At 68.1% G+C, this 25,555-nt stretch carries 24 protein-coding genes and 2 pseudogenes; 13 read left to right on the forward strand and 13 right to left on the reverse strand.

Going from position 1 to position 25,555, the window contains the following annotated elements; genetic code table 11:
* Nucleotides 1-25 precede the first annotated feature (25 nt).
* From ACWCPQ_RS01590 to ACWCPQ_RS01615, 6 genes and pseudogenes are all read left to right on the forward strand, one after another.
* A complete protein-coding gene (locus ACWCPQ_RS01590) occupies nucleotides 26-1,693 on the forward strand; it encodes an FAD-dependent oxidoreductase (RefSeq protein ID WP_449893529.1) in 1,668 nt (555 codons plus the stop codon).
* An 11-nt stretch (nucleotides 1,694-1,704) separates the two neighbouring features.
* On the forward strand, nucleotides 1,705-3,162 hold the full coding sequence (locus ACWCPQ_RS01595) for an ATP-binding protein (RefSeq protein WP_449893531.1): 1,458 nt from the start codon (nucleotides 1,705-1,707) through the stop codon (nucleotides 3,160-3,162).
* Nucleotides 3,163-3,247: 85 nt separating this feature from the next.
* Nucleotides 3,248-3,382 (forward strand): annotated as a pseudogene (locus ACWCPQ_RS01600) (AAA family ATPase); the annotation flags it as partial.
* A 149-nt stretch (nucleotides 3,383-3,531) separates the two neighbouring features.
* The gene (locus ACWCPQ_RS01605; RefSeq protein WP_449893533.1) at nucleotides 3,532-3,687 is read left to right on the forward strand and encodes a helix-turn-helix domain-containing protein; all 156 of its coding nucleotides are present in this window, start codon (nucleotides 3,532-3,534) and stop codon (nucleotides 3,685-3,687) included.
* A 260-nt stretch (nucleotides 3,688-3,947) separates the two neighbouring features.
* Nucleotides 3,948-4,462: pseudogene (locus ACWCPQ_RS01610) on the forward strand (putative immunity protein).
* Nucleotides 4,463-4,721: 259 nt separating this feature from the next.
* A complete protein-coding gene (locus tag ACWCPQ_RS01615; RefSeq protein WP_449893535.1) occupies nucleotides 4,722-4,871 on the forward strand; it encodes a hypothetical protein in 150 nt (49 codons plus the stop codon).
* Nucleotides 4,872-4,939: 68 nt separating this feature from the next.
* On the opposite strand, the gene ACWCPQ_RS01620 is transcribed toward ACWCPQ_RS01615, so the two are convergent.
* Both ACWCPQ_RS01620 and ACWCPQ_RS01625 read right to left on the reverse strand, forming a co-directional pair.
* Nucleotides 4,940-5,479 carry a hypothetical protein gene (locus ACWCPQ_RS01620; protein WP_449893537.1) on the reverse strand — a complete coding sequence of 180 codons (540 nt, stop codon included), beginning with the start codon at nucleotides 5,477-5,479 and terminating at the stop codon, nucleotides 4,940-4,942.
* 233 nt (nucleotides 5,480-5,712) lie between these two features.
* Entirely contained in the window at nucleotides 5,713-6,858 is a 1,146-nt protein-coding gene (locus tag ACWCPQ_RS01625) for an FAD-dependent oxidoreductase (RefSeq protein ID WP_449893539.1), read from the reverse strand.
* Between the two features lie 96 nt (nucleotides 6,859-6,954).
* On the opposite strand from ACWCPQ_RS01625, the gene ACWCPQ_RS01630 reads away from it, so the two are divergent.
* The gene (locus ACWCPQ_RS01630; protein ID WP_449893541.1) at nucleotides 6,955-7,527 is read left to right on the forward strand and encodes a TetR/AcrR family transcriptional regulator; all 573 of its coding nucleotides are present in this window, start codon (nucleotides 6,955-6,957) and stop codon (nucleotides 7,525-7,527) included.
* Here ACWCPQ_RS01630 and ACWCPQ_RS01635 read toward each other — a convergent pair.
* A complete protein-coding gene (locus ACWCPQ_RS01635) occupies nucleotides 7,490-8,734 on the reverse strand; it encodes an alpha/beta fold hydrolase (protein WP_449893543.1) in 1,245 nt (414 codons plus the stop codon). The two genes, ACWCPQ_RS01630 and ACWCPQ_RS01635, sit on opposite strands and share 38 nt — an antisense overlap.
* A 72-nt stretch (nucleotides 8,735-8,806) precedes the next feature.
* A complete protein-coding gene (locus ACWCPQ_RS01640; protein ID WP_449893544.1) occupies nucleotides 8,807-9,472 on the reverse strand; it encodes a TetR/AcrR family transcriptional regulator in 666 nt (221 codons plus the stop codon).
* Between the two features lie 59 nt (nucleotides 9,473-9,531).
* Between ACWCPQ_RS01640 and ACWCPQ_RS01645 the strand changes: the two genes are divergently transcribed.
* Together ACWCPQ_RS01645 and ACWCPQ_RS01650 are read left to right on the forward strand one after the other, a co-directional pair.
* Nucleotides 9,532-11,022 carry a flavin-containing monooxygenase gene (locus tag ACWCPQ_RS01645; RefSeq protein ID WP_449893546.1) on the forward strand — a complete coding sequence of 497 codons (1,491 nt, stop codon included), beginning with the start codon at nucleotides 9,532-9,534 and terminating at the stop codon, nucleotides 11,020-11,022.
* A gap of 566 nt (nucleotides 11,023-11,588) precedes the next feature.
* A complete protein-coding gene (locus tag ACWCPQ_RS01650) occupies nucleotides 11,589-12,755 on the forward strand; it encodes a lipase family protein (RefSeq protein ID WP_449894367.1) in 1,167 nt (388 codons plus the stop codon).
* 82 nt (nucleotides 12,756-12,837) lie between these two features.
* On the opposite strand, the gene ACWCPQ_RS01655 is transcribed toward ACWCPQ_RS01650, so the two are convergent.
* The 3 genes from ACWCPQ_RS01655 to ACWCPQ_RS01665 form a co-directional block, all read right to left on the reverse strand.
* Nucleotides 12,838-13,092, reverse strand: coding sequence for a hypothetical protein (locus tag ACWCPQ_RS01655; protein WP_449893548.1), 255 nt, complete (start codon nucleotides 13,090-13,092; stop codon nucleotides 12,838-12,840).
* Nucleotides 13,093-13,102: 10 nt separating this feature from the next.
* Nucleotides 13,103-13,393, reverse strand: a complete 291-nt coding sequence (locus ACWCPQ_RS01660) for a hypothetical protein (protein WP_449893550.1) — start codon at nucleotides 13,391-13,393, stop codon at nucleotides 13,103-13,105.
* A 125-nt stretch (nucleotides 13,394-13,518) separates the two neighbouring features.
* The gene (locus ACWCPQ_RS01665) at nucleotides 13,519-14,082 is read right to left on the reverse strand and encodes a gluconokinase (protein ID WP_449893551.1); all 564 of its coding nucleotides are present in this window, start codon (nucleotides 14,080-14,082) and stop codon (nucleotides 13,519-13,521) included.
* Nucleotides 14,083-14,802: 720 nt separating this feature from the next.
* Between ACWCPQ_RS01665 and ACWCPQ_RS01670 the strand changes: the two genes are divergently transcribed.
* The 3 genes from ACWCPQ_RS01670 to ACWCPQ_RS01680 all read left to right on the forward strand — a co-directional run bounded on the left by ACWCPQ_RS01670 (nucleotide 14,803) and on the right by ACWCPQ_RS01680 (nucleotide 19,632).
* Nucleotides 14,803-15,342 carry a hypothetical protein gene (locus ACWCPQ_RS01670; protein ID WP_449893553.1) on the forward strand — a complete coding sequence of 180 codons (540 nt, stop codon included), beginning with the start codon at nucleotides 14,803-14,805 and terminating at the stop codon, nucleotides 15,340-15,342.
* A 478-nt stretch (nucleotides 15,343-15,820) separates the two neighbouring features.
* Entirely contained in the window at nucleotides 15,821-17,152 is a 1,332-nt protein-coding gene (locus ACWCPQ_RS01675) for an alpha/beta hydrolase (RefSeq protein ID WP_449893555.1), read from the forward strand.
* The gene (locus ACWCPQ_RS01680; RefSeq protein ID WP_449893557.1) at nucleotides 17,149-19,632 is read left to right on the forward strand and encodes a bifunctional lysylphosphatidylglycerol flippase/synthetase MprF; all 2,484 of its coding nucleotides are present in this window, start codon (nucleotides 17,149-17,151) and stop codon (nucleotides 19,630-19,632) included. Before ACWCPQ_RS01675 ends, ACWCPQ_RS01680 begins: the two co-directional genes overlap by 4 nt.
* 46 nt (nucleotides 19,633-19,678) lie before the next feature.
* Here the strand turns inward: ACWCPQ_RS01680 and ACWCPQ_RS01685 are convergent, their stop codons facing one another.
* The 5 genes from ACWCPQ_RS01685 to ACWCPQ_RS01705 form a co-directional block, all read right to left on the reverse strand.
* On the reverse strand, nucleotides 19,679-20,074 hold the full coding sequence (locus ACWCPQ_RS01685) for a PPOX class F420-dependent oxidoreductase (protein ID WP_449893560.1): 396 nt from the start codon (nucleotides 20,072-20,074) through the stop codon (nucleotides 19,679-19,681).
* 240 nt (nucleotides 20,075-20,314) lie between these two features.
* On the reverse strand, nucleotides 20,315-21,226 hold the full coding sequence (locus ACWCPQ_RS01690; protein WP_449893561.1) for an RNA polymerase sigma-70 factor: 912 nt from the start codon (nucleotides 21,224-21,226) through the stop codon (nucleotides 20,315-20,317).
* Nucleotides 21,227-21,304: 78 nt separating this feature from the next.
* On the reverse strand, nucleotides 21,305-22,291 hold the full coding sequence (locus ACWCPQ_RS01695; protein WP_449893563.1) for a quinone oxidoreductase family protein: 987 nt from the start codon (nucleotides 22,289-22,291) through the stop codon (nucleotides 21,305-21,307).
* 39 nt (nucleotides 22,292-22,330) lie between these two features.
* The gene (locus ACWCPQ_RS01700) at nucleotides 22,331-23,209 is read right to left on the reverse strand and encodes a helix-turn-helix transcriptional regulator (protein ID WP_449893566.1); all 879 of its coding nucleotides are present in this window, start codon (nucleotides 23,207-23,209) and stop codon (nucleotides 22,331-22,333) included.
* Entirely contained in the window at nucleotides 23,206-23,826 is a 621-nt protein-coding gene (locus tag ACWCPQ_RS01705; protein ID WP_449893568.1) for a TetR/AcrR family transcriptional regulator, read from the reverse strand. Before ACWCPQ_RS01705 ends, ACWCPQ_RS01700 begins: the two co-directional genes overlap by 4 nt.
* Before the next feature lie 88 nt (nucleotides 23,827-23,914).
* Between ACWCPQ_RS01705 and ACWCPQ_RS01710 the strand changes: the two genes are divergently transcribed.
* Entirely contained in the window at nucleotides 23,915-24,652 is a 738-nt protein-coding gene (locus ACWCPQ_RS01710) for an SDR family NAD(P)-dependent oxidoreductase (RefSeq protein WP_449893570.1), read from the forward strand.
* A gap of 123 nt (nucleotides 24,653-24,775) precedes the next feature.
* Here the strand turns inward: ACWCPQ_RS01710 and ACWCPQ_RS01715 are convergent, their stop codons facing one another.
* Nucleotides 24,776-25,543 carry an ABC transporter ATP-binding protein gene (locus tag ACWCPQ_RS01715; protein WP_449893572.1) on the reverse strand — a complete coding sequence of 256 codons (768 nt, stop codon included), beginning with the start codon at nucleotides 25,541-25,543 and terminating at the stop codon, nucleotides 24,776-24,778.
* Nucleotides 25,544-25,555: the final 12 nt, after the last annotated feature.

Genomic DNA, 25,555 nt, shown 5'->3' on the forward strand with positions numbered 1-25,555 from the left:
CCCGCCGGCGCGGCATACTCGTCAGGTGAGCTCCCCCGCTACCAGCAAGCCCGCCATCCTCAGCGTCGACGACGATCCGGGCGTATCCCGGGCCGTGGTCCGCGACCTGCGGCGCCGCTACGGCGCCGACTACCGGATCCTGCGCGCCGAATCCGGTCCGCAGGCCCTCGAGGCATTGCGCGAGATGAAATTGCGCGGCCAGCCGGTCGCGGTGCTGATCGCGGATTTCCGGATGCCGGGAATGGACGGTATCGAATTCCTCGAACAGGCGATGGATCTGGACCCCTACGCCCGGCGGGTCCTGCTCACCGCCTACGCGGACACCAATGCCGCCATCGATGCGATCAATGTCGTCGACCTCGACCACTACCTGCTCAAACCGTGGGATCCACCGGAGGAGAAGCTCTACCCCGTCCTGGACAGCCTGCTCGACGCCTGGCGCAGCAGCGAACACCGGCCGGTACACGGGACCAAGGTCATCGGTAACCGGTGGTCGCCCCGGTCGTCTCAGGTCAGGGAATTCCTCGCCCGTAACCAGCTGCCCTACCGTTGGTTCCTGGCCGAGGAACCCGAGGGCGCCCGGCTGCTGGAAGCCGCCGGAGCCGATCCGCGCCGCTGCCCGGTGGTGATCACCGAGGGCGGGCAGGCACTCGTGCAGCCCAGCGACGGGGAGCTGGCCGAAAGCGTGGGTCTGAGCACCGAACCGGCCGGCGATTTCTACGATCTCATCGTGGTGGGCGGCGGGCCGGCCGGATTGGGCGCCGCAGTGTACGGAGCCTCCGAGGGGCTGCGCACCGTATTGGTCGAGCGCACCGCCACCGGTGGGCAGGCGGGCCAGAGCTCGCGGATCGAGAACTATCTCGGATTCCCGGACGGCCTGTCCGGTGCCGCGCTCGCCGACCGGGCGCGGCGCCAGGCGGCCAAGTTCGGCGCCGAAGTGGTCACCACCCGGGAGGTGGTGGGCCTGGAGGTGAACGGTTCGGCCCGCACCGTCCGTTTCGCCGACGGCGGCGCGCTGTCCGGTCATACGGTCATCATCGCGACGGGCGTGGACTACCGGCGTCATCCCGCAACCGGTGTCGACCAGTACACCGGACGCGGGGTCTATTACGGCTCGGCCATGACCGAGGCCGCCGAATGCGCAGGTCACGATGTGTACATCGTCGGTGGCGCAAATTCGGCGGGCCAGGCGGCGATGTTCCTTTCCCGTAACGCGCGCACGGTTCATCTGGTGGTGCGCGGTGACGCGCTGGAGAAATCGATGTCGCACTATCTGATCCAGCAGATCTCCCAGGTCCCCAGTATCCGGGTGCACACCGAGACCGAGGTGGTCGCGGTGGACGGCGAGGATCATCTGCATACGCTGGTACTGCGCGACAACCGGACCGGATCCGAGGAGAAAGCGCCCACCGAGCGGTTGTTCCTCTTCATCGGCGCCGCTCCGCAGACCGACTGGCTCGACGGTGTGGTGAACCGCGACGCGGCGGGTTATGTCCTGGCGGGGCCGGATCTGCTGATCGACGGTGACCGGCCGGCGGGCTGGGAGCTGTCGCGGCCACCGCATCATCTGGAAACCAGTGTGCCGGGGGTCTTCGTGGCCGGTGACGTCCACGCCGAATCCGCCAAGCGGGTGGCCTCGGCGGTCGGGGAGGGCGCCATGGCCGTCATGCTCGTGCACCGTTACCTGGCTTAGAGAGGCCGACAATGAGCATCTGTGATCCCGGCGAACTCCGCTCGCTGTTCCTGTTCGAGAAACTCGACGACGAACAGCTCGACTGGTTGTGCGCCGACGGTCGGATCGAAACCATCGAACCGGGCCCGGTGTATCAGGAGGGAGACCCGGCGACCTGCTTCTATGTCCTGATCGACGGCGAGGTCCGGCTCACCAAACTGTCCGGCGGGCGAGAGATCGAGATGGTGCACACCGACCATCGCGGGTCCTACGCGGGCGCGTGGACGGCTTACCTGGGCGAACGGGCCGAGACCCATTACAGCTCCTCGCTGCACGTGACCCGGCCGTCCCGGTTCTTCGTCCTGGACGCGCAGATATTCGCCCGGATGATGCACAGCTGGTTCCCGATGGCCGTCCATCTACTCGAGGGCGCCTTCTTCGGTAATCGGAACACCAACGCGCGCATCGCCCAGCGGGAACGGCTGCTCGCGCTCGGGTCACTGTCGGCAGGGCTCACCCACGAACTGAACAACCCGGCCGCGGCCGCGGTCCGGGCCACCTCGGGGCTGCGCGACCGGATCGCCGGGATGCGACACAAACTGGCGATGATGGCGCAGGGCAAATTCGACACCGCGGTACTGGAGACGCTGGTGCGGTTGCAGGAGGAAGCGGCCGCTCAGGTCGCCAAGGCGCCGGAACTGTCGCCGATGGAAGCGGCCGACCGGGAGGATCTGCTCGGTGAATGGCTCGAGGACCACGGTATCCGCGACGGATGGGAGCTCGCGCCCAACTACGTACAGGCCGGCTTCGATACCGCCTGGCTGGAACGAGTGGCCGCCACGCTCGAAGGCTGCCCGCCCCCGGTGCTCGAGGGCGCGTTCCGGTGGTTGAACTACACCATCGAGACCGAACTGCTGATGAACGAGATCGCCGATTCCACCACGCGCATCTCCACCCTCGTGGACGCGGCCAAACAGTACTCACAGATGGACCGGGCCCCCTTCCAGGTGGTGGACCTGCACGAACTGATCGACAGCACGCTGGTGATGCTCAGCCGCAAGATCGGTGACTCGATCGAAGTGGTGAAGGATTACGATCGCAGTCTGCCCCAGGTCCCCTGCTACGCCGCCGAACTCAATCAGGTGTGGACGAATCTGATCGACAACGCGGTGTACGCGATGGCGGGCAGCGGCACCCTGACACTGAGCACCCGGCTGGAGAACGATTGCGCCGTGGTGGTGATCAGCGATACCGGCCCCGGAATCCCCGCCGAGGTGCAGAGCCGGATCTTCGAACCGTTCTTCACCACCAAACCCGTCGGTGAGGGCACCGGGCTGGGCCTGGACATCTCGTTCCGCATCGTCGTCGACAAACACGGCGGGGATATCCGGGTCGACTCCCGGCCGGGCGATACCCGTTTCACGGTGTGGCTCCCGCTCACCCGTCCCGCGGACGACACCGCCGAGACCGTTGCGGTGGAAGGGATGTAGCTCGCACCGGGGCACGGCGGCCGACTGCGGCGGGTGATACCGCCCGCCGCGGCACGCGGCGAGTCGTCAGGCTGACGCCATATTGGTGGGGCGCGACGACCAGCGCACCGAGGTGGACGGGTTGCTGGCGGATGCACGGGCCGGTCGCAGCCGCGCACTGGCGCTCCGGGGCGAGGCCGGTATCGGGAAGTCGGCACTGCTCGACCATGCGGTGCACACCGCCGCCGGGATGCGGGGCGTGGGGGATCGAATTCGAGGCCGAGCCGGCGTTCGGTGGACTGCATCTGCTGCTGCATCCGTATGTGAACCGGCTCGCGAGTCTCCCGAGCACCGCAGGCCCGGGCCTTGCGGGCGGGGCAGGAGACCCAGGTGGTGCGGCTGGCGGCGGCCGGCTACAGCAACAAGGAGATCGGCGCGCAGTTGTTCCTCAGCCCGTGCACGATCGGCCACCATCTCTACAAGGCCTATCCGAACCTCGGTATCACCCGCCGGATAGAACTCGCGCAACTCGATCTCCGGATGTGACGGCTCCCGGGTCCGGATCCCGCATGTGCTCGACGCGACCACATCGCGACGCGTCTGCGGTCCCGGCAGAGTCGATTCGAAAGTTCGGTGCTGTTTTCCGGCGCCGGCGCGACAGAACTTTCAACTGAATTTTCAACGATACGATCAGAACGTATGACGATGCACGACGACAAGGCCTCGACCGGGAACAGCCACGCGCACAGGTCTCCGGCCATCCCGGACGGGCTGACCGGCTCCAGGCTCGGCGACCGGACGAATCGGTGATCCTCCCCCGTGTCCGCGACCCCCGCCTCGTCACCATCCGCCGCGGCGGTTCACTCACCGATACAGACCACCGAGCGCTTGCCCGGTGGGCAGCCGACTGCGCCGAACACGTCCTGCCCCTGTTCGAGAGTTGCCGGCCCGGCGATCGCCGCCCGCGTGAGGCGATCGAGGCGGCCAGAGCCTGGGCAGCGGGTGAGCGGGCGATGATGGCGACCCGGGCGTCCGGAGGTCATGCCATGGGCGCCGCTCGTCCGCTCCGGGGCGCCCCCGGTTCGCCGCGTACGCGGCCGGCCAGGCCGCCTGCGTGGCTCATGTTCCCGAACACGATCTGGGTGCCGCCGCCTATGCGATCAAAGCGGCGCAGGCGGCGGCACCGTCCGGCCGCGAGCAGCGGGCGCGGCGATCCGAACGCGACCGGCAGCGGAGCCGGATCCCCGTCCACCTCCGCGAACTGGTCATCGACGACCAGATTCGCCGGAACAGTATCTGCTGGTTCGTCTTCGACGACTGACCGCGACACCTCGATCGAATACGCCGCATCGGCCGGGACACCGGTCATCCGACCGATGCGGTCACGACGACCGTCGCAATAGCTTTCTCCCTGTCGGTGCACCTCGGACAAGGAAACGAAGAGACGCCATCGGATCCGCACTCGCGAAGGGCTTCGCGGCAGCCGGCGCCCAGTGTCACCTGGTGGGCCGGACTGCGGCGACCCCCGACGCCACCGCCGGAAGATCCGCGCCGACGGCGGTCGCGCCGAGACCGCCGTCGTGGACGCTCTCGACGCGGCCGCGGTGAACGATCATGCCGACGCCGTGGTGCGCGAGAGCGGTGGTATCGATATCTCGGTCAACGTGATCACCCAGAAAGCGGACTTCGGATCATTGATCGATATCTCCTGTGGTACCTGCGGCGACTGACGCCCGGCGGAGTCCACCGTGGGTGCGGTGGACTCCGCCGGGCGTCGCGAACGTTCTCGTCCTGTTGTTCAGCGCTGTGCGCGATATATGATCGGCTGCGCGGCGATGCCGTTCGCGGCGAAGTTCGCCAGGACGAACGAGCGGAACGACCGCCGCGACAGCAGAGCGGGTAGGAACGTACGCAGCGCGGGCCAGCTCGCGTGATTGACCAGACTGTAGTCGTCGGGTTCCCCGGGCAACGGTTGCATCAGCACCGAATCCGGGAGCGAGGTCTCGTACTGGAACCAGCCCGCGGTGTACTGCCGGACATCGAAGACGGTCTGCCGGTCATCGCAGTGGAAGTAATTGAACAGGAACCATCTGTCGGCGCTGGGCTCGACATCGGCGATCCGAGCGGGGTTGCTCGCGGCTATCACCTCGGTGCGACGTGCTCCGGCCTCGAACGTTTCAGCCAGTTCCTGCCATACTGGTCCGGCGCGAAGCGCCACGGCCGCGGCGACGCTCTCGGTGCGAACCAGAACCACGACATCGAAGCGCGCCGGCCGGATATTCTTCCGCCGCAGCAGCGGTGTACCTTCGCCCGGTGGCCGCAATGTCGCACGGAACACCGTCGCTCGGTGACATCCGGATGCTCTGCCAACCGGGCGCAGACGGCACCGGCGTGCCCGAGCAACCGACGGCGAGTCGATGTGGGCAGCGCGAACGGCCCGGCCCGGCCGCCGACCTCGGCCGCCGGCAGCAGAAAGCCCGAATCGGTGGGGTCGATGAGGCGGACCTGCTCGGCGAACCGCTCGTCGACTGTTTTCATCTTCGTATTCCTCTGTACGAGAACAGTTTCGAATCAACGCCGGTCGAGACCGGACAACCGCCACGCGAGGTTGTTGCGCACCCGCGCGGTCTTGCCGGCCAAGCGCATGACGATATTCCGAAGGGGACGTACGGTGGCCGGCATGGTCGCCAGCGAGGTGAGCCGGCCGGCGATCGCGACCACCGATTCGGTCGTGCGGTGCCGGGCCGCCGCGTGCTCGTCGAGCAGCGCCTGCGGTTCGCCCCGCAGCACCCGTGACAGCGTCGTCGCGGCGGTGACCGCGTCTTCGATACCGAGGTTCATCCCCTGTCCGCCGGCCGGGGAGTGCACGTGGGCAGCATCCCCCGCCAGCAGGATCCGGCCGTCCCGGAAGCTGTCGGCAACGCGGTGGTGCACGCGGAACCGCGAACCCCACACCACTTCCTCGACAACCGCGGGCTGCGCCTTCGGGCCGCGTTCGTCTAGCAGCCGTTGGATGAACGCGATATCGGGTTCGTGCGGCGCCTCGTCGACCGTGGCCACGATCCGGTACATACCGTCGGGCAGCGGCGCCACCACGACCAGACCGGCCGGTGAGAAGTACAGGATCACCTCGTCCTTCGGAACTCCACCGGAGACCCGGACATCGGCCAGGCTGAACGATTCGGCATAGCTGCCGCCGGCGAAGCCGATACCGGCCTGTTCGCGCACTGTGCTGTGCAGTCCGTCGGCCCCGATGAGGTAGCGGGCGCGGATCTGTTCGCCGTCGGCGAGTGTCGCGGTGACGAGATCGGCGTCCTGGACGACCGTGGTCACCTCGACGGGCCGGCGCACCGGTACGCCGAGTTCGGTGAGCCGTTCCAGGAGGAATTTCTCGGTATCGGCCTGCGAGATCATCAGCGCGTAGGGGTAGGCGGTGGGCAGTTCGTCGAAGGGGACCGCGATCAGCACCTGATCCCGGTCACGGATGGTGAAGTCCGGGGTGTGCAGCCCGCGTGCGACGAGCGGCGCGGTGACGCCGTAGGGCTCGAGCAGTTCGAGGGTGTGGGGGTGCACGACCGCCGCCCGGGAGGTGTTCGCGCCCGCGGCCTGGCCGTCGACGATGACGACATCGTGGCCGAGCTGCGTCAGCACCACCGCGGCGGTGAGACCGACCGGGCCCGCGCCGACGATCAGGACATCTGCGATTTCGGTGGTCATCGTTCTACCTGCTCTCAGGAGGTCAACACTTGTTGGCATCGACGTTATGCCCGGCCGCCCACCATTGTCAACAGGCGTTGGCCTACAATCGTTGGCATGAGAAGGTCCTCAGCGGAAACGAAAGCGGTCATCCTCGCCGCGGCCCGCGAGCGGTTCGCGGCCGATGGGTACGACCGGGCGACGATCCGGTCGATCGCCGCCGACGCCGATATCGATCCGGCCATGGTGATGCGCTATTACGGCAACAAGGAACGGCTGTTCGCGGCCGCGGCGGAATTCGATCTGCGACTGCCCGATCTCACCGCGGTTCCGCGCGAGCGAATCGGCCCGGCCCTGGTCGCGCACTTCCTCGACCGGTGGGAGAACGACGACTCGCTGCTGATCCTCTTACGCGCGGGCGTCACCAACGAGGCGGTGGCGGAAAAGATGCGCTCGATCTTCGCCACCCAGCTCGCACCGGTGGTCGCGAAAACCGATAGCGCCCCCCACGAGGGACCACTACGCGCCGGACTGGCGGCGTCGCAGATCCTGGGCATGGCGTTGTGCCGATTCATCCTGGCGTTTCCGCCGGTGGCAACGATGACCGCCCCGGAGGTCGTCGCCTGGCTGGGGCCGACGATTCAGCGATACCTCACCGGTCCGGCGCCGGAGGCCGCGGCGGTGCGGTGACCTCCGGCGCGCGATCGCCGGACGGTGGGGCGGACTCACCGGCACCGTATCGTGCCGGCACCGCCGCGGCGATACTGCTGATCCGTGCCTGGTAGCGCTCCACGAACGGCAGCACCTGCTGGGCGATCACCTTGTTGTACTCCGCGGGGCGTTGCCGCGGGTCGGCGTGCCCGGTACCCCGCGGCTTCACCACGAGCAGATTGCCGTCGACCCCACCGACCTTGTCGATCAATACCTGCTGGGTGTGCGCGACATCCACGACCCGGTCCCGGCTCGCCTTGTGCGGGCGGATGAAGACGACGGCCGGCCGCGGTTTTCCGTGCGCAGGCCCGGAGATCGCGCGCAGATTGTCGGTGGCACCGCCGGCCACGATCGCCAGGAACTGCGCCTCGATCAGACCGTTGCTGGCGGCGTCGGCGTTGAAGATCTTGTCCCGCAGTACCTGCCCCACCGCGGTCCGGAAATCGCCGAACCGGATCCCCGGTACACCACTGCGGTCGACGAACCCGTCGCGCCGGGCGTAGGTCTCCACCACGGTCCGCAATCCGCGACTCTCCCGCGCACCGGGCAGCCAGCCCATCCAGCGCACCATGTCCTCACCGAGACCGCGGCTCTCGGGGCGTACCGAGTCGAGATCCAGCGGTGTGCAGTCCAAGAGCACACCCACCAATCTGCGGTCGCTGCCCGTATGGATGTGCTGGGCGACCTCGAGGGCGATGACGCCGCCCATACTGTGCCCGGTCAGCACGATATTGCGCACCCCGGACATCATGGCGGCGCGAATGATCAGATCCGCGATCACCTCGGTATCGATACCGCGGTTGTCGTAGCGGATCGCCCAGACCGCGCCCATCTCCCGCAGCGCCGGCAGCGAAGCGGCGGTATCGCTGGCGTTCAGATTGCCCAGACCCACCAGATCGACCACGGCACTGTCACGCTTGTCCGGGCGGGCCGGTTCGGCGATCGGCAACAGCGCCGGCTCGGTGAGTGCGAGCCGATCGCGCTCCGGCTCGACATCGTGCTCCCAGTACTGCGCGAACGCGATCAGGACGATCATCAACAATGCGGCTACCCGAATCAACGCCATTCTGGTGCGGCGCAACGTCTTCCATCCGTGACCGGGTCGCGTTTCGCGCAACCTGGCCCGGCGACGTTCGTCACTCCAGTCAGCGACGGTGGACGGATGCCATTCGTCAACCGGCGACATGCCTCCACTGTAGGGGCGCGTGACGCGATGGTCCGGCCCGCGCGCGGTGAGGATCACCGCATGCCCGCGCGCTCAGTCCCGGCGGACCCCGTCCACCAGCAGCCGCCGGATCGCTTGGTTCAGTGCCGCTATCGCTTCTTCGTCCGGATCGCGCAGCCCGTGGACGACCCCCGCGAGCAGCATTCCGGTCACCGCCCGAGCGGTGTTGAGCGTATCGAGATCGGCGCGCAGATAACCCAATTCGACACCGTGCTCCAGATATCCGGCGGTCAACGTGTCCGCGGTGTCGAGCAGTCCGTAGAGCCGCTGGGTGAGCTCGTCGTCGATACCGGTCGCGTGGAACAGCAACAGTTGCGCCACCCGCCGGTCCGCGACGAGGATCCGGGTGAGCGCGACGCCGATGCGGTCGATCTGCGCCCGGTACTGGTCCAGGGTGGTCGCCGCGTCGGGCGCGTTGTCGGTGCCCAGCGCGTCGATTATCCGGGCGGCCAGATCGTCGATCACATGGTCGATGATGTCGCGCTTGTTACTGAAGTAGCGGTAGAAGGTGCCGTGCCCGATGCCCAGCTCGGTCGCGATATCGGCGATCCCGGTCGCGTGGTACCCCTTCTCGGCGAAACAGACGAAAGCGGTATCGATGATCTCCTGGCGCAGCTCCGCCTTCCGGCGTTCGGCCCGCGTCGATGGCTTCGTCACGCCACCGATGATACTGTCATCACAAGCGGAATGATGTGTCATTCTATGATGGGTCGTTCAGCGCGACGCGACAGGTTCAGCACAGCAGCAGGAGGTTCGGCGTGGCACCTCGATACGACGCGGTCGTGGTCGGTGCGGGATTCGGCGGTATGGGGGCGGGTATCCAGCTCGACCGTCTCGGCCTGCACAACTATGTGATCCTCGAACGCGAATCCGATCTCGGGGGCACCTGGCACGTCAACCGCTACCCGGGCCTCGCCGTGGATATCGCCTCGGTGACCTACTCCTACTCCTTCGAACCCAATCCGAACTGGTCGCGCCTGTTCGCGCCGGGCCCGGAGCTCAAGAAGTACGCCGAGCACGTCGCCGACAAGTACGGTCTGCGCGAGCGTATGCGCTTCGGCACCTCGGTCGAGGGTGCGCGCTGGGACGCCGAGCACCAGCACTGGACGGTCACGATCGCCGGGGGTGAAACGGTCACCGCACGGTATCTGCTCACCGCGACCGGTTTCCTCTCCCAGCCCTACACTCCCCCCTTCCCCGGTATCGAGACCTTCGCCGGGAAGATCATCCACACCACAGCCTGGGACGACACCTACGACCTCACCGACCGCCGGGTCGCGATCATCGGCACCGGCGCCACCAGCGTCCAACTGGTACCCGAGGTGGCCGACCGGGCCCGGGAACTCACCGTGTTCCAGCGCACCCCGATCTGGGTGGTGCCCAAGGTCGATATGCCCATCCCGCCCGCTGTCCAGCGGTTGTTCGCCCGGGTCCCCACCGCTCAGAAGGTCGCCCGGCTGGCCAACACCACCGCGCTGGAGGCGCTCATGGTGATCGGCGTGCTGCACTACAAACAGGCCAAACCGTTGAACAAGGCGGCCGCACTGCTGGCCAGGGCACATCTGCGCGTCCAGGTCCGTGATGCGCACACCCGCGATCAGCTCACCCCCGATTACGATTTCGGCTGCAAACGCCCCACCTTCTCCAACCGCTATTTCGCGACGTTCAACCAGGGGCACGTCCGGTTGGAGACCAGCGGGATCGAACGGATCGAACCGGACGGAATCGTCACCGCCGCCGGCACGAAAACCGAGATCGACACCCTTGTCCTCGCCACGGGATTCAACCTGTGGGATGTGAACTTCCCCGCCATCGAGATCATCGGCCGCGACGGTGTGGACCTCGGGAAATTCTGGCGGGAAAACCGCTTCCAGGCCTACGAGGGCATCACGGTGCCGAAGTTCCCCAATTTCCTCAGTCTCAACAGTCCGTACTCCTACAGCGGCCTCTCCTACTTCACCACCATAGAGGCGCAGATGAAGCATATGGGCCGGCTGTTCGGAGAAATGGCCCGGCGCGGGGAGACCACATTCGAAGTGAGTGAACAGGCGAACACGGAATTCCTGGACCGGGTGACCGGTAAACTCGGCTCCTCGGTCTTCTACGGCGGCGACTGCGCCACAGCTCGCAGCTACTATTTCAACCAGCACGGCGAGGCGGCACTGCTGCGCCCGACCAGTACGGTCAACGCCCACCGCGAAGCGGTGCGATTCCCGCTCGACGACTACCGGTACGGCGCGATCGCCTGAGCCGGGCGGCTCCTCGCACCCCTCACCGACAGCCGCCGGGGCACGGTTCGCGCATCCCGAACCGTGCCCCGGCGGGTCGGCCACCCGGGCCGAGCGGCTGCCGGAAGCTTCTGCCACGAGAGCGGGCCTTCTCCCGACAGGCAGACCTCGGCTCATCGAATATCCGAAGCGGGTCCGGTCCACTGTGTGCACGGACGGACCCGGACGTGCAAGAGACAGTCCGCTGTGACCGATCCAGCGGCGCCCGCGCAGCATTATGAATTCGAGCAGAATTCCGGCAATTCGCGCCCGGGAGCTCCCCTCCATCGGCCGATCGTCGTAGAGTTGCGCGTCGAGCAGAACTCGGACGCGGCCACAAGCCAACGCAGACAGTTCGTTCGAGCGACAGTCCGCTGCCCGCGGGCCGTCGCCGCGGTTCAACCTGCAGGGCAGCGACCGAAGCCGTTCGCTGCCCTGCCGCGCACCTTCCTCATGGCGACGGCCGACGCGGCGACACAACCGCCGGGCCGCACCGCCGGTCGATTCCTGATGTCCGAAAGAAGAACGTGTCCAGAGTCTCCACTCGCATCCTGGTCCTCCTGTTGACCCTCGTCTCGGTCGGGATCCTCGCCGGCGGTGCCACCGCCGAACCGCTCTACCCGCAACCGGATCCGGACCCCTTCTACACCGCGCCCCCCGACCTCGCCGCATTGAAACCCGGCGACGTGGTACGCACCCGCAAGATCGATTCCGGCCCGTATGTGGGCACCGAGGGCTGGCAGGTAGCCTTCCGGTCCACCAACTCTCTCGGCAACCCGATCATGGGTATGACCACGGTGCTGCTCCCGGCCGGTGTGAAGAATCCGCCGCTGGTCTCCTATCAGGCCCTGATCAACTCGCTCGGCACCCGGTGCAATCCGTCGCGATCGCTGTTCAACGGTGAACTCCAGGACGCGGTGGGGGCGATGCTGCCGATCGGGCGCGGCTGGGCCATCTCGGTACCCGACTACCTCGGACCGAATGTCGCTTATGCCGCCGGCCGGCTCAGCGGCATGGTCACCCTCGACAGCGTCCGCGCCGTGCAGCGGGTCACCGAGCTCGGCCTCACCGATTCGCCCGTCGCCCTGGCCGGCTACTCCGGGGGCGGGCTGGCCACCGGCTGGGCGGCCGCGCTGCACCCCACCTACGCGCCGGAGTTGAAGATCGCCGGAGTTGCCGCCGGTGGAATCCCGGCCGATCTGGAGGAGATGGCGCTGGGTCTCGGTTTCGCGCCGCACCCCGGCTTCGGTCTCGCCTTCGCCGCGGCCATGGGTTTGGAGCGGGAATACCCCGACCGGCTGCCGATCTCGGATCAGCTCAACGAGAACGGCCTGTGGTTCCGGGAGTTCACCCATGACGCGTGCCGCCGGTTCCTGCTCTTCCACGGCGCCTTCCGCAGTGCGGAGCAGATGGCCGCGTCCAAGAGTCTGATGGACAGCCCCGAGGCGCATCAGGTGCTGCGGGAGAACAGCCTGCGCTACTTCGACGGTGCGCCGACTGCTCCCACCTATCTGTGGCACGGCCGCTACGACACCCTCACGCCGTACGACGGTATCGCCGAATATGCCGGCCGCACCTGCCGGGCGGGAGCGCCGGTGAAACTGACCACCTACGATATCGCCGAACATATGACCGCCGCCGCAGCGGGTTTCGCCGATGCCTGGAATTTCGTCGAGGCCAGGTTCCGCGGCGAGCCGGTGGCGACCGGCTGCTGAGCAGCAGCCACCACGCCGGTGACGCGCGGCCCGTTCGGTGAATTCACCGGGCGGGCCGTGGCGGTCTCCGGACACCGCTGTGTCATTCGCCGGTATCGCGTCGCACCAGCCTGGGATGCTCGGGATGATCGGCGATCGAGTGCTGCGTCGCGAGCCGGCGCAACCCCGCCATATCGGTCGCGTCGACCATCACCTCGGTATCGAGGTCGAGAATGAAATGCCCGGGCCGTACGAAGCGGGCCGACCGGCCGATGTCACCGTCGGCATGCTCCACGGCGACGACACCGGATACCGCGGTGATCCGGCCGTCCTCGTCGTATTCGATCTGCACGCGCACGGGTCCCCCCTCAGACGGTTATCGGACTGGACCAGGCTATGTAGAAGTAGTAGCAGACGGGTTCGCCCACGCCACCGTTGTGGATTTCGAAATGCGTTTCGTCGTGCCCGCCGCGGTAATGGGTGATATTCCGGACGGCTATCTCGCTGCCGTTGTCACAGAAAGCGGAGAAGAGGTAGAGCCGGTTCTCCCGGCCCCATTCGCCGCCTGCCGCCCACCAGTGGTCCGTCTCCCCCGGCGCCAGCGGGCCACCGAAATTACAGAACGAGCCAACCCAGTTCAACGGAACAATCCGAACCATCGGGCCTCCCTGGAATCATCCTCGAAGCGCCGGCACATCCGCTCGCCGGAATTCGCGGTCGAACCACGGTCCGTAGCCATTATCGCCGCGCGGGCGACGGCTGTCACGGCCGCGATCGATACCGGTCACCCCGGGTCGTTCGCGGCGGCCGCCTCCCGCAGCCACCGCACCGCCACAGCCGCGGCATGCTCGGCATCGCGGCTGCCGTGCAGCGTCACACCGTGCTCGCCGGCCTGCAGCGGCTCGAGCGCGGCGAGCTGGGAATCCAGTAGCGCGGACGGCATGAAATGTCCGGCCCGGGCCGAGATCCGCTCCAGCAGCTCGTCCCGGTCCGCGGTCAGCAAGAGGAAGTAGGTGCCGGGCGCCCCGGCTCGCAGCCGGTCGCGGTAGCGGCGTTTGAGGGCCGAACAGGCGATCACCCCACCGGTGCCCGCCGCCGTACGGGCTCGCAGCCAGTCGCCGACCGCCGCGAGCCACGGCTCCCGGTCGCTGTCGTCGAGCGGGACACCGGAAGTCATCTTGGTGATGTTCGCCAGGGGGTGCAGATCGTCGGCGTCGGCGAACGGCACCCCGAGGCGCAGCGCCAGCAACCGGGCGGTAGTGGTCTTACCGGTACCCGATACGCCCATCACCACTACGCACGGGATACCGGAACGAATCGGGATATCCGCCGAGTCCATATCTGTCATCGACTCCTGTCGATCTCCCCGGGTCCGGGCGACCCCGCCGGATACTCCTGCAGCGGTGCCGGGTCACGCGATCGGCCGGACAGGACCGGCCAAGCCTGTTCCGCCTCGGCCACGCGGAGGGACAGCCCGGGGCCACGACCGGGCACGGCCTGCCCGTTTCCCCGACCGGACGCCGTTGTTCTGTGGTCGAGGTGGCATTCTCCCGCCTCCTGTGCGCTCAGGCGATCACGATGCGATACGACGACCGAAGGCGGTTTCAACGTAACAGCGGGTCCCGGTGCTGTACACGATCGTGGCCGAGACGAGACAGGCGGCGCGACGACCACCGGCCGGCCTTCCCGGCCCACGCACCGGATCGCGGCGGCCCGCACCGGCCCGCGTCTGCCTGTTCCGACCGCGCGTCCGGTTCCCGCCCGTCGGTGGTCGTCGCCGATCCGCTCCGGGCGGTGGCGGCACACCGACATCGGGGGCGTCGCCCGGAAACCTTTCCCTGGCGTACCCGGCCGCCGTGCACGGGCCCTGCCCCTGTCCACGGTCGAGGGGAACCGCTCCCCGGGCATATTCGACAGCACCGGAACCCATTGATACAAAGCACGATTCGGCATATTCCTTGTGTGCGGAAGTCCAATTCGGCTTCGCGGTCTCCGGACCCGAGGACGACAGCACGCCTGGACAATGGTTCAATTTCGGGCGTACGCCCGGAATGCAGGAGGAAGTCGAATGGCAGTGCGTTACTCGAAAAGAGAACAGACCAAACTCGTCAACCGGGTGAAAAAACTTCTCACCCAGGGTAAAACGCTCAATGCGGCGTGCACTCAGATCTCGGAACGCGAGGGCGGGCTTCCTGCCACGAACACTCTCGCCAATTGGGTGCGGGCCGCCGGACTCCCCGAGAGCGCCCCGCCCGCCGACACGACGCCGACACCCGCGAAGCCCCGGCGCCGCACTCGTGCTGCCGGAAACACCGACGAAACGCCCGCTGTGGCAGCCGAACCCACCGAAGCTGTCGTATCCGCCGAACCGGAGGAGAGTTCCCTGACCGACACCGCGGTGGCCGAGCCCACCGAGCCGGCACCGGAGACGACCGCGGAACCGACGGCCGAACTGGTCCGGGTCCGGCCCGCGGAGACCGCGCTGGACACCGACCACGGAATCGATGATCTGCTCGACGAGAACCACCGGTTGCGTACCGCGTTGAACGAGGCCAACCGGGAAATTCGCGCCATGCGCGATCTGCTCGTCGTCTACGCCAGCCGGTAGGAACGGTATCGGGCGGAATCGTCTGCCCCGGGGTGGCGGCGGCCGCGCCTCCACCCCGGGACTGTTCACCGTCACCGGACCGGATATCCGATGGCCGGGCCGGGTCCCGCTCGCCGACACTCACAGGTGTGTCGGCGTACCCGTCAGCGCCTTGCGGACGACCCTGCGATCGGCGTCCGGTCGTGAGTCCGGCGAGATCGAGATCGTCGTGGCTCGCCGCTCCGGCCGGACGACTCGTCTCCGGCGATGAACAGTCGGCGGTGACGATCGACAAGGACGCTCCTGGGCAGAGCGCCCGGACGCGCGCTCCCCCGGCAGCTCGGCCCACCCGGCTCGCGGTGAGCAACCGCTCGGCACCGGCCGCGGCCGGACACCGCCGAGCAGCAGCCGACCGATCCGGCCGGTACACCGCATCCTCCGGTGCGCGGTATGGCGAGCATCCCGTACGCCGGCCGGGCACCCCTGCATACTGGACTTCATGTCGTGGACCGGATTCGTCGAATCGGTACTCGACCTGCGTGTGACGACGACGGCCGCGATCTTCGTCTTCGTCGCCGTCAGCGCCGTGTGCCTGACCACGCTGGCGGTACGCCGCCGGCCGCGCTGGCTGTCGGCCGGGCTCGCGACGGTCGTGGTGGCAGCGGTCGCGACGGTGACTGTCGCGGCCGTGCTCATCGAGAAAGTGTGGCGGCCCTTCCCCGACCCGCTGCCCGCGACCGTCTACGTCTGGTCAGGGCTCGCGGTCCTCGCGGTCGGGCTGATCGTGGGCCGGTGGTTCGCCCGGAACAGAGACCGGCGGCGGCCGCTCGCCGCGACCGGGTTGATCGCCGCGGCCACGGCGGTCGTGCTCTGCGCCGCCGGTGGGATCAATGCGGTGTTCGACGCGTATCCGACAGTCCGGGCCACTCTCGGCATCGAGAACTACCGCACTGTGCCGTTCGATTCCGCACTGGCGCCCCAGCCGGCGACCCGCGACCGGCCGTCGCCGCCGAACTGGGTGCCTCCCGACGATATGCCCGGAACCGGGGCGGTGACGAAAGCCGCCGTCCCGGGCACCGTCTCCCGGTTCCCCGCCCGTGAAGCACGGATCTACCTGCCCCCGGCGTACTTCACCGACCCACGGCCCGATCTGCCCGTCCTCGTTCTGCTCGCCGGGCAGCCCGGCAGTACCGACGACTGGCTGGTGGGCGGCAGGCTCACCGCGATCATGGATGCCTACGCCGCCGACCACCGGGGACTGGCACCGATCGTCGTCCTCGCCGACGGCACCGGCGGCCGGCTGGCCAATCCGCTGTGCGTGGATTCGCGCCTCGGAAACGCCGCGACATATCTGGCCGTCGATGTACCGGAGTGGGTCCGCACGCATCTGCAGGTGGACCCGGACCCACGCGCCTGGGCGGTGGGCGGCCTGTCCTACGGCGGCACCTGCGCGCTGCAACTGGCGACCACCCGGCCCGATGTCTATCCCACCTTCCTCGATCTGTCGGGACAGGCCGAACCGACACTGGGCGACCGCAAGTCCACGCTCCGGGCGGCCTTCGGCGACGATGCCGCGGCCTTCGCCCGAAACAACCCCGCGGATCTGCTGGCGCAGAACCGTTACCCCGATTCGGCCGGCGCGTTCGTCGTGGGTCTCGCCGACAGCGAGTACCGCGCGGGAATGGAACGGCTCGCCGCCGCGGCCCGGGCCGCCGGAATGGATGTCCACCTCACCGAGATACCCGGCGGGCACAGCTTCGCCGTGTGGTCGGCCGGACTCGAGAAGGAGCTGCCGTGGCTCGGCCGCCGACTCGGCCTCGACGTGTCATGACCCGGATCGGCTCGGGGATCGCACGCGCACCTGTGGCCGGAGGATTGCTGGTGGTCCTCTGGGTCCTCGCCCTCATCACGGGTACGTGGAACGGTGGGCCGTCGCGCGAACTGTCGGCGAACGTCGCACTCGGAATCCCCACCTTCGCCGCGGGACACTGGTGGACCCTGTGGTCGTCGGGACTGTTCGCCTCCGGATTCGGTAACTATGTGCTGGCGAGCCTGTTCGTCCTCGCGATCGCGGTACCGGTCGAACATCGCATCGGCAGCGGGCGGTTCGCGATCGCGGTGGTGGTATCCCAGGGTGCCGGTGCCGCACTGGCGCTCACGGCGGCCGAAATCGCATCCGCCTTCCCGAACTCCTGGGGCCTGGAACTGCACGGACACCTGACGGTGGATCCGCTGCCGTGGATACTCGGCGCACTGCTGGCCGCCACCGCGGCGATGCACACCCTGTGGCGGCGGCGGCTGCGCACCCTGCTGCTGGTGATCCTGGTGACGACCGCGCTGTTCGCCGGGCATCTGCAGGATGTGACGCGGCTGTGCGCGGCCGTGGCCGGGCTGCTGATCGGGCCGGTTCTGTTCGGACGGGCCGCGCGCAGCCCTGTGCTCGGCGGGACGATCCGGGAACGCCGCACCCTGGTCGCGCTCGTCGTCGCCGCCAGCGTGCTGGGCCCGATCTTCGCAGCGTTCTCCCCACACGCCATCGGTCCGCTGTCGTCGCTGCGTGAACTCTTCGATCAGGTGCCCTACAGCGCGCGTGAGCTCGTCGATATCTGCGCCGATCCGGCCCTGCACGACGAGTGCCGCAAAGGGCAGCAGGCATTTCGGCTCTCCGGCATCGGACCGCTGACCATGAACCTGATGCCGTCGGTGGTGCTGCTGGTGGGTGCCGAGGGGCTGCGCCGCGGCAGGCGAGCGGCCTGGCTGCTCGCGGTGGGCGGGCATATCGTCCTGATCGGGATCGCCGTGGTCAGTGTGATCGTCCGGACCGTACAGCAGGACGAAGCGCGCTGGGCGCTCTACGGCATCCATCGCCACAGCTCGGTGTACCGGGATTTTGCCCCGCTGCTCGCGTTGGTCGCAGTGCTGGTGTTGTTGTTCGCCACCCGGCGGCTGTTCGACGTACGCGCCACCCGCGGGACCTATCGCCGGGTGTGGCTCGGCACCCTCGCGGCGGCCGCCGGCGCGCTGGTGGCCTACGTGGTGCTGGGGACCCTGCTCGCCGACGGTTTCGACCGCGACCCCGGAGCCGGGACCCTGCTGCGGGACGCGCCGCTGCGCTTGCTTCCACCGGTGTATCTCCAGCTCTTCGAGCCCCCCGTCCTGCCGCTCACCCCCGCCGCGACTCTGCTCTTCGAGTGGATCGGCGTGCTCGTATGGGTGACGCTGTCCCTGCTGCTGCTGCGCAGCTTCCTCGCTCCCCCGGCCGGATACGACCTCGGCGGCGAACGCCGGGTGCGCGAGCTGCTGCACACTCCGGGTGGCGGGTCCCTGTCGTGGATGAGCACCTGGGCCGGGAACAAGTACTGGTTCACCGCCGACGCACGCCACGCGGTGGCCTACCGCGTGCATTCCGGCGTCGCCCTGACCACGACGGATCCGATCGGTGCGCGGGACGGCCTGGCCGAGGCGATCGACGAGTTCGCGGCATGGTGCCTCGGTAACGGATGGACGCCGTGCTTCTACTCCGTGGGTTCCGATACCGCCGCCGTCGCGCGCGAACACGGCTGGAGTTGTCTGCAGGTGGCCGAGGAAACGGTCGTCGAACTTGCCGGGCTGGCGTTCAAAGGGAAGAAATTCCAGGATGTCCGGACGGCACTGAACCGGGCCGGCAAGGACGGGATCGAGGCGCGGTGGACGACCTTCGCCGACGCCCCGCTGTCGGTGACCGAACAGATCGTCGACATCTCCGAGGAATGGGCGGCCGACAAAGGCCTGCCCGAGATGGGTTTCACGCTCGGCGGACTCGCCGAACTCGACGACCCCGAGGTCCGGTTGCTGCTGGCGGTCGACCGCGACGACCACATCCATGCTGTCACCTCGTGGATGCCGGTGTACCGGGACGGCGTTCTCGTCGGCCGCACGCTGGACTTCATGCGACGTCGCGCCGACGGCTTCCGCGCGGCGATGGAGTTCCTCATCGCCTCCGCGGCGCTGTCCGCCCAGGAGGAGGGGCTCGAATTCCTCAGTCTGTCAGGGGCACCGCTGGCGAGCGCCGAGGCCGGCGAGCCCGGTTTGGATCGCGGGGCGCTCGACGCCTTGCTCGACCTGCTGGGCCGCACTCTCGAACCGGTCTACGGTTTCCGCTCACTGCTCGCCTTCAAGGCGAAGTTCCAGCCCCGGCACCGGCCCATGTACATGGTGTTCCCCGATGCCGCGGCCCTGCCGACCATCGGGATCGCTGTCGGCCGCGCATACCTGCCGCATCTGTCGCTGGAGGAGAGCGGACAGTTGCTGGCCCAGCTGCTGCGCCGCTGAACCGGGACGACGACAGCACCGTCCGGCCAGATGGGGGTGTGCCCGACTACACGCTGCGGGCGGCGAAGTCGAAGGATCCGCCGTCGATACCCCAGGAGATGACCCGTTCGGGGTGAATTCGGATGACCGCGCGCTCCTGAGGGGCGAACGGCGGCTCCTCGTCGTCGAGGGCCTCGGCCGTGCCACGGACCTCGATGCCGCGAATCACGTACGGCTCCATCGAAACCTGTTGATCGATGACGAACGACACTCGGCTGCCGGCCTCGATATTGCGGTACTTCCGGCTGGTACGCATCCGCATACCCCCGATATCGATCGTGCCGTCGGCGTTCACCCGGTAGCCCGTGGGGTTGTTCTGCACCACGCCGTCGGGCGATACCGTGGCCAGCCGGCCGATTCCGGCCTCGGCGAGGAACTGCTGTTCGTTGCTGGTGAAAGTCATCTCGGTACTCCTCGGTGAATCGATATCGGGTGCGCCTCGGGCGATCGGCCGGATGTTGCCGGCGCGGGGACGGGGCAGGCTGCCACCCATCCGCACGTCTCGCGCCGGTGGTTGCGCGGAACCGCGACCACCGGCTTCCGGCCACGAAACTAGCGTCGCTAGAAGCTAGAGCAACGATAACATCGGCTCGCTACCTTGTCTAGCGATGCTAGATCTCCTCGGGGAGCAGACCGGCGGAAGTCAACGGCGCAATTCCGTCTCTTTCCCGATACGCGCGAGCTTGACCGGATTGCGCACCGCATACAGCCCGCTGATCAGCCCCTCGTCGATCCGCATCGCGACGATCGTGTCGACCTTGCCGGCGATCTCGACGAGCAGGGCCGGATGACCGTTGACCTGCGTGGCGCGCAGCACCGCCGCCCCCGCGATCCGGCCCAGTACTTCGGCAACCGGGCCGGCCCCCACGACCGGTGCCAGCGCGGCCGCCACCACGCCCCCGCCATCGGTCAGCAGCACCACATCGGGTGCCATGACCTCGAGCAGGCCCTGTAGATCACCGGTGGTCACCGCGCGACGGAACGCCTCGAGCGCTTCCCGGCTCTCGATGGCGGTGACCGTCCCGCGTGGGCGCCGCGCCGCAATATGGGAGCGCGCCCGGTAGGCGATCTGACGGACGGCGGCCGGGGATTTCTCGACGGCCTCGGCGATCTCGTCGTACTCCAGGGCGAACACCTCACGTAAGACGAACACCGCGCGCTCGACCGGCGCGAGCGTCTCCATGACCAGCAGCATCGCCATCGATACGTTGTCGGCCAGTTCGACGTCCTCGGCGATATCCGGTGCGGTGAGCAACGGCTCGGGAAGCCAGGGGCCGATATAGGACTCCCGGCGGCGGCCGAGTGCGCGCAACCGGTCCAGCGCCTGCCGCGTGGTGATCCGCACCAGATAGGCACGCTGATCGCGTACCGCACCGAGATCCACACTCATCCATCGCAACCAGGTCTCCTGGAGCACATCCTCGGCGTCGGCGGCCGAGCCGAGCATTTCGTAGGCGACGGTGAACAGTAGATTCCGGTGGGCGAGGAAAGCCTCGGTGGCGGCGTCGGCGCCGCCACCCTCCGTACCCGGGACCCTCGGTGATGAACCGGTCATGGGGGCTCCTTTTCCTGTCGGCGGGTGTCCACATCAGACGCCGCCCGCCGCGATCCCGTAACACCGGCCCGTTGTGTTTCACGCCACATCGTGCGGCGCCACCTCGAGCACCAGTTTCCCCGTGGTGGATCCCGATTCGATGCGCCGGTGTGCTTCCGCCGCCCGATCCAGTGGCAGCGCGGCCACCCGGACTTCGAGAGCTCCGGCGGTGACGGCATCGACGGCGCGGCGCAGCGCGACCCCCGTTTCGGCCGGATGAACGGCGGCGAAAGCGGCGAGGTTGAACCCGGAGACCGTCTTGTTGGTGAACCACAGCTCGTTGGCCGACAGACCCACATCCGCACCGCCGGAGGCATTACCCATGACCACCATCCGGCCCATCGGCGCGAGCCGGTCCAGGCTGGCACGGCGGACACCGCCGCCGACCATATCGACCACGATGTCGAACTGCCCCGCATCGGCGAGGTCGTCGCGCAGGAACACTTCGTCGTACCCGAAACTCTCGGCGACGGCGATCTTCGCGGGGCTGCCGACCGTCCCCACCACCCGGCCCGCACCCAGCAACCGGGCCACCCGGCCGAATTGACTACCCACCCCGCCGGCGGCCGCATGGACCAGCACACTGTCACCCGGTTCGATCCGGGCGACCCGGTCCAGTACCAGGAACGCCGTCGTACTGTTCGACGGCACCGCCGCCGCCACGACCGGGCTCAGCCGGGACGGGTCGAACGGCACGGTCAGTTCGGCGGCGGTCACCACGACTTCGGCGTAACCACCGCTGCGCACGATGGTCAGGGCCGCGACCGGGTCACCCAGCGAGAAGCCCTCGACACCCGGGCCGAGGGCACGGATCCGGCCGGACACTTCGATACCCGGGACGAAGGGCAGGGCGACGTCGACGAGACCCTGCCGGTACAGGATCTCCGCGAAATTCGCGCCGGCGTAGTCCACATCGATGGCGACCTGACCGGGCCCCGGTTCCGGGAGGTCGACCGCGGCCGGTCGCAGCACCTCGGCCGCACCGAACTCGGGGATGACCACTGCTTTCATCTGCTGATTGCGCATACCGACGATCCTGCGGGCGCCGGGTACCGATAGGCAGTGTCAGTTCATGGTGGGTGTGACACCACCAGGCTGGGCGCGCATCAATTCGTCGAGCCGTTCACCGGTGCCGGTACCGGCCACGGGGTTGTGCAGCACCAGATGGTGTCCGGGGAATTCGGGCAGCGGGAAGAGCGTGGCCTCGAAGATCATCGTCCCGGCGCCGGGATGTTCGACCGCTTTGACCGCGGTGCTGTGTTCGGCCGCGTCGTGCCGGGCCCACAATTCGGCGAACTCCGGGCTGACCAGGGCCAGATCCCCGGCGAGGCGGTCGAATTCCGGATCGTCGGGATAGCGTGCCGAATCGGCGCGGAAACCGGCGGCGACTTCGGGTGCGATCAGCCCCCACTCCCGGTGCAGTACCCGGAAACGCGCGTTGGTGAAGAAGGAGACCAGACAGTTGTGATCGGTGTCGCCGTATCCGAACACCGCCCGGGCCGCCTCGTTCACGGCGGTGAAATTCCAGTGCCGGTCCCGGATATAGGCCGGACGGGGCGCCCACGTCGCCAGCAATCGCTGCAACCGAGGTGACGCCGGGACCGAGGGAGCGGCCTGCCGTTGCGGCGGGTTGAGCCCGGCCAGGCGATACAGATGGGCCCGCTCCACTTCGTCCAGCAGCAGGGCCCGGGCCACCGCGTCCAAGACATCGTCGGACACCTTGATATCGCGACCCTGTTCCAGCCACGTGTACCAGGACACGCCCACGCCGGCCAGCACCGCGACCTCTTCCCGCCGCAGCCCGGGTGTCCGGCGGCGGCCCGCCTCGGGCAGCCCCACCGCCGCCGGGGTCAGCTTTTCGCGCCGGCTGCGCAGGAACTCGCGCAACTCCGCGCGCCGCCGGTCGCCGGTGGTCAGGCGCTGTTGCCGGTCATCGGTACTCATCGGTCCACGATAGAGCGCGCCGAATCGGGCGCGGCGACGTTGTCCCACGCGTACATCGCATTGTCGACCACCTGCTGCGCGTCCGCGCGCGTGCATCCGTCGCGGATGCGGATCGCCAGTCCGTGCAGGACGGTGAGGTAGAACGAGGCGATCGCCTCGAGATCGGCACCGGGGGCCAGATCACCGTCGGCGATACCGCGTTCGAGCCGGCCGAGCAGTTCCGCGCGATCGTCGGCCCGCACCTCCGCCAGCAGATCCCGGACGTGCGCATTGTCCGGGGTGACATTGGTCGCCGCGAGTACCACCATGCAGCCCAGCGGCGTTTCCGGATCGAGGTTGGCGTCCACGCGTTCGCGCAGCATCGCCGCGACCGCGTCCCGTGCGGTGCGGTGCCGATCCATCGGCCGCGGCGTCGCGCTCCCGTAGAGCGCGACGGATTCACGGAACAACCCCTCCTTCGAGCCGAACGCGGTGTAGAGGCTGCGCGGCCCGATACCCAGCGCGGTGGTGAGGTCGCTGATCGACACACCCTCGTACCCGTGCTCCCAGAACAGGTACATGGCGGCGCGCAGCGCGGAGTCCCGATCGAAGCCACGCGGGCGACCCGGTCCCGGCATCACACCTCCACTCTGCGCTGTTGACATCCCCATGCTATCCACGGTACCTATTTGTGCAACGATCACTGCATAAATATAGGGAGATGAAGTGGGTATCGAAGGTAAAGTTGCGCTGATCACGGGCGGCAGCCGGGGAATCGGGGCCGCGATAGCGGAGCGCCTCGCCGCCGACGGCGCCGATATCGCGCTGACCTACAACGCCTCGGCCGAACGCGCCGCCGCAGTGGTGTCCCGGATTCACGAGACCGGCCGGCGCGCACTCGCCGTCCCCGCACCGGCGACGGACCCCGACGCCGTGCCCGCCGCCGTGGAACGCACGGTGGCCGAATTCGGCCGGCTGGACATCCTGGTGAACAACGCGGGCATCTTTCCCTACGGCACAATCGACGAACTGACCATGGAACAGTTCGACGAGACGATGAACCTGCACGTCCGCGCCGCGTTCGCCGCCGCCCGCGCCGCGAGCCCACATCTGGGCGAGGGCGGCCGCATCATCAGTATCGGGAGCAACCTCGCCGAGCGGGCGACCCGCCCGGGGCTGAGCCTCTACTCGATGAGCAAGGCGGCGTTGATCGGTTTCACCAAAGGGCTGGCGCGTGATCTGGGACCGCGCGGGATCACGGTCAACGTGGTCCAACCGGGTTCGACCGATACGGAGATGAACCCCGCCGACAGCGCGCCCGCCGACGCCCAGCGGGCGGCCACCGCCCTCGGCCGGTACGCGGCGGCGGCCGAGATCGCTTCCGCTGTCGCCTACCTCGCCGGTGACAGCGGAAATTTCGTCACCGGCAGCACGCTCACCGTGGACGGCGGGGCCAACGCTTAGTACGGACGGGCCCGGAACTGTTCCGGGCCCGAACCGCTGCCGGGCCGGATCCGGGCGGCGGATCCGTGATCGGCACGCGTATCGGCGAAACGGTGCCGGTCACCCCCGAGGTATCGGGTCGCCTCACGACCCGATACCCGCCTGTTCCTCCATCCGGCCGAGTGCCCGATAGATCTCGCTCTCCAGGGCGAGCAGTTCGATATCGCCCTTGCGGCGCGGGCGGGGGACATCGATCGAGAATTCTCGGTACACCCGGCCCGGCCGCGGTGACAACAGGATCACCCGGTCGGCCAGGTACACCGCCTCGCCCACGTCATGGGTGACGAATACGACCGTTCGGCGCCGACTTTCCCACAGCGCCAGCAGATCCCGCTGCAGTTGGATCCGGGTGAGATGGTCGACGGCACCGAACGGCTCGTCCATCAGCAGGACCGCCGGTTCGGTGGCCAGCGTTCGTGCGATTCCGGCCCGCTGCCGCATTCCCCCGGAGAGCTGATGCGGGTATTTGCGTTCGAATCCGGCCAGGCCGACCTGGGCCAAATATTCCGCGGCGGCCGCGCGCCGCTGCGCCCGCGGCACCCCGCGGAACTCCAGCCCGATCTCCACATTGCGAGCCACGGTCCGCCACGGATACAGCGAAGCGTCCTGGAACACGACCCCGACCCGCCCGTTCGTCCCGGCGACCGGCACGCCTTCGAACAGCACCTCACCTTCGCTCTTGTCCTGCAACCCGGACAGGATGTCGAGCAGGGTGCTCTTACCGCAGCCGCTGGGACCGAGCAGAACGACGAATTCACCCTCGCCGATGGACAGGTCGATACCGTCCAGCGCCCGCACCGGCGGATCGGCCGGGAATTCCTTACCAAGACCGCGCACTTCGAAGGTTGCCACAGATCTACCTCG

It is taken from the genome of Nocardia sp. NPDC001965 (assembly GCF_053594175.1).

Coding starts and splice junctions, on each gene's coding strand:
- ACWCPQ_RS01595 (WP_449893531.1), top strand. CDS start 1,705: ATGAGCATCTGTGATCCCGGCGAACTCCGCTCGCTGTTCCTGTTCGAG.
- ACWCPQ_RS01625 (WP_449893539.1), bottom strand. CDS start 6,858: ATGACCACCGAAATCGCAGATGTCCTGATCGTCGGCGCGGGCCCGGTC.
- ACWCPQ_RS01630 (WP_449893541.1), top strand. CDS start 6,955: ATGAGAAGGTCCTCAGCGGAAACGAAAGCGGTCATCCTCGCCGCGGCC.
- ACWCPQ_RS01635 (WP_449893543.1), bottom strand. CDS start 8,734: ATGTCGCCGGTTGACGAATGGCATCCGTCCACCGTCGCTGACTGGAGT.
- ACWCPQ_RS01640 (WP_449893544.1), bottom strand. CDS start 9,472: ATGACACATCATTCCGCTTGTGATGACAGTATCATCGGTGGCGTGACG.
- ACWCPQ_RS01660 (WP_449893550.1), bottom strand. CDS start 13,393: ATGGTTCGGATTGTTCCGTTGAACTGGGTTGGCTCGTTCTGTAATTTC.
- ACWCPQ_RS01665 (WP_449893551.1), bottom strand. CDS start 14,082: ATGACAGATATGGACTCGGCGGATATCCCGATTCGTTCCGGTATCCCG.
- ACWCPQ_RS01670 (WP_449893553.1), top strand. CDS start 14,803: ATGGCAGTGCGTTACTCGAAAAGAGAACAGACCAAACTCGTCAACCGG.
- ACWCPQ_RS01675 (WP_449893555.1), top strand. CDS start 15,821: ATGTCGTGGACCGGATTCGTCGAATCGGTACTCGACCTGCGTGTGACG.
- ACWCPQ_RS01680 (WP_449893557.1), top strand. CDS start 17,149: ATGACCCGGATCGGCTCGGGGATCGCACGCGCACCTGTGGCCGGAGGA.
- ACWCPQ_RS01685 (WP_449893560.1), bottom strand. CDS start 20,074: ATGACTTTCACCAGCAACGAACAGCAGTTCCTCGCCGAGGCCGGAATC.
- ACWCPQ_RS01690 (WP_449893561.1), bottom strand. CDS start 21,226: ATGACCGGTTCATCACCGAGGGTCCCGGGTACGGAGGGTGGCGGCGCC.
- ACWCPQ_RS01695 (WP_449893563.1), bottom strand. CDS start 22,291: ATGCGCAATCAGCAGATGAAAGCAGTGGTCATCCCCGAGTTCGGTGCG.
- ACWCPQ_RS01700 (WP_449893566.1), bottom strand. CDS start 23,209: ATGAGTACCGATGACCGGCAACAGCGCCTGACCACCGGCGACCGGCGG.
- ACWCPQ_RS01705 (WP_449893568.1), bottom strand. CDS start 23,826: ATGCCGGGACCGGGTCGCCCGCGTGGCTTCGATCGGGACTCCGCGCTG.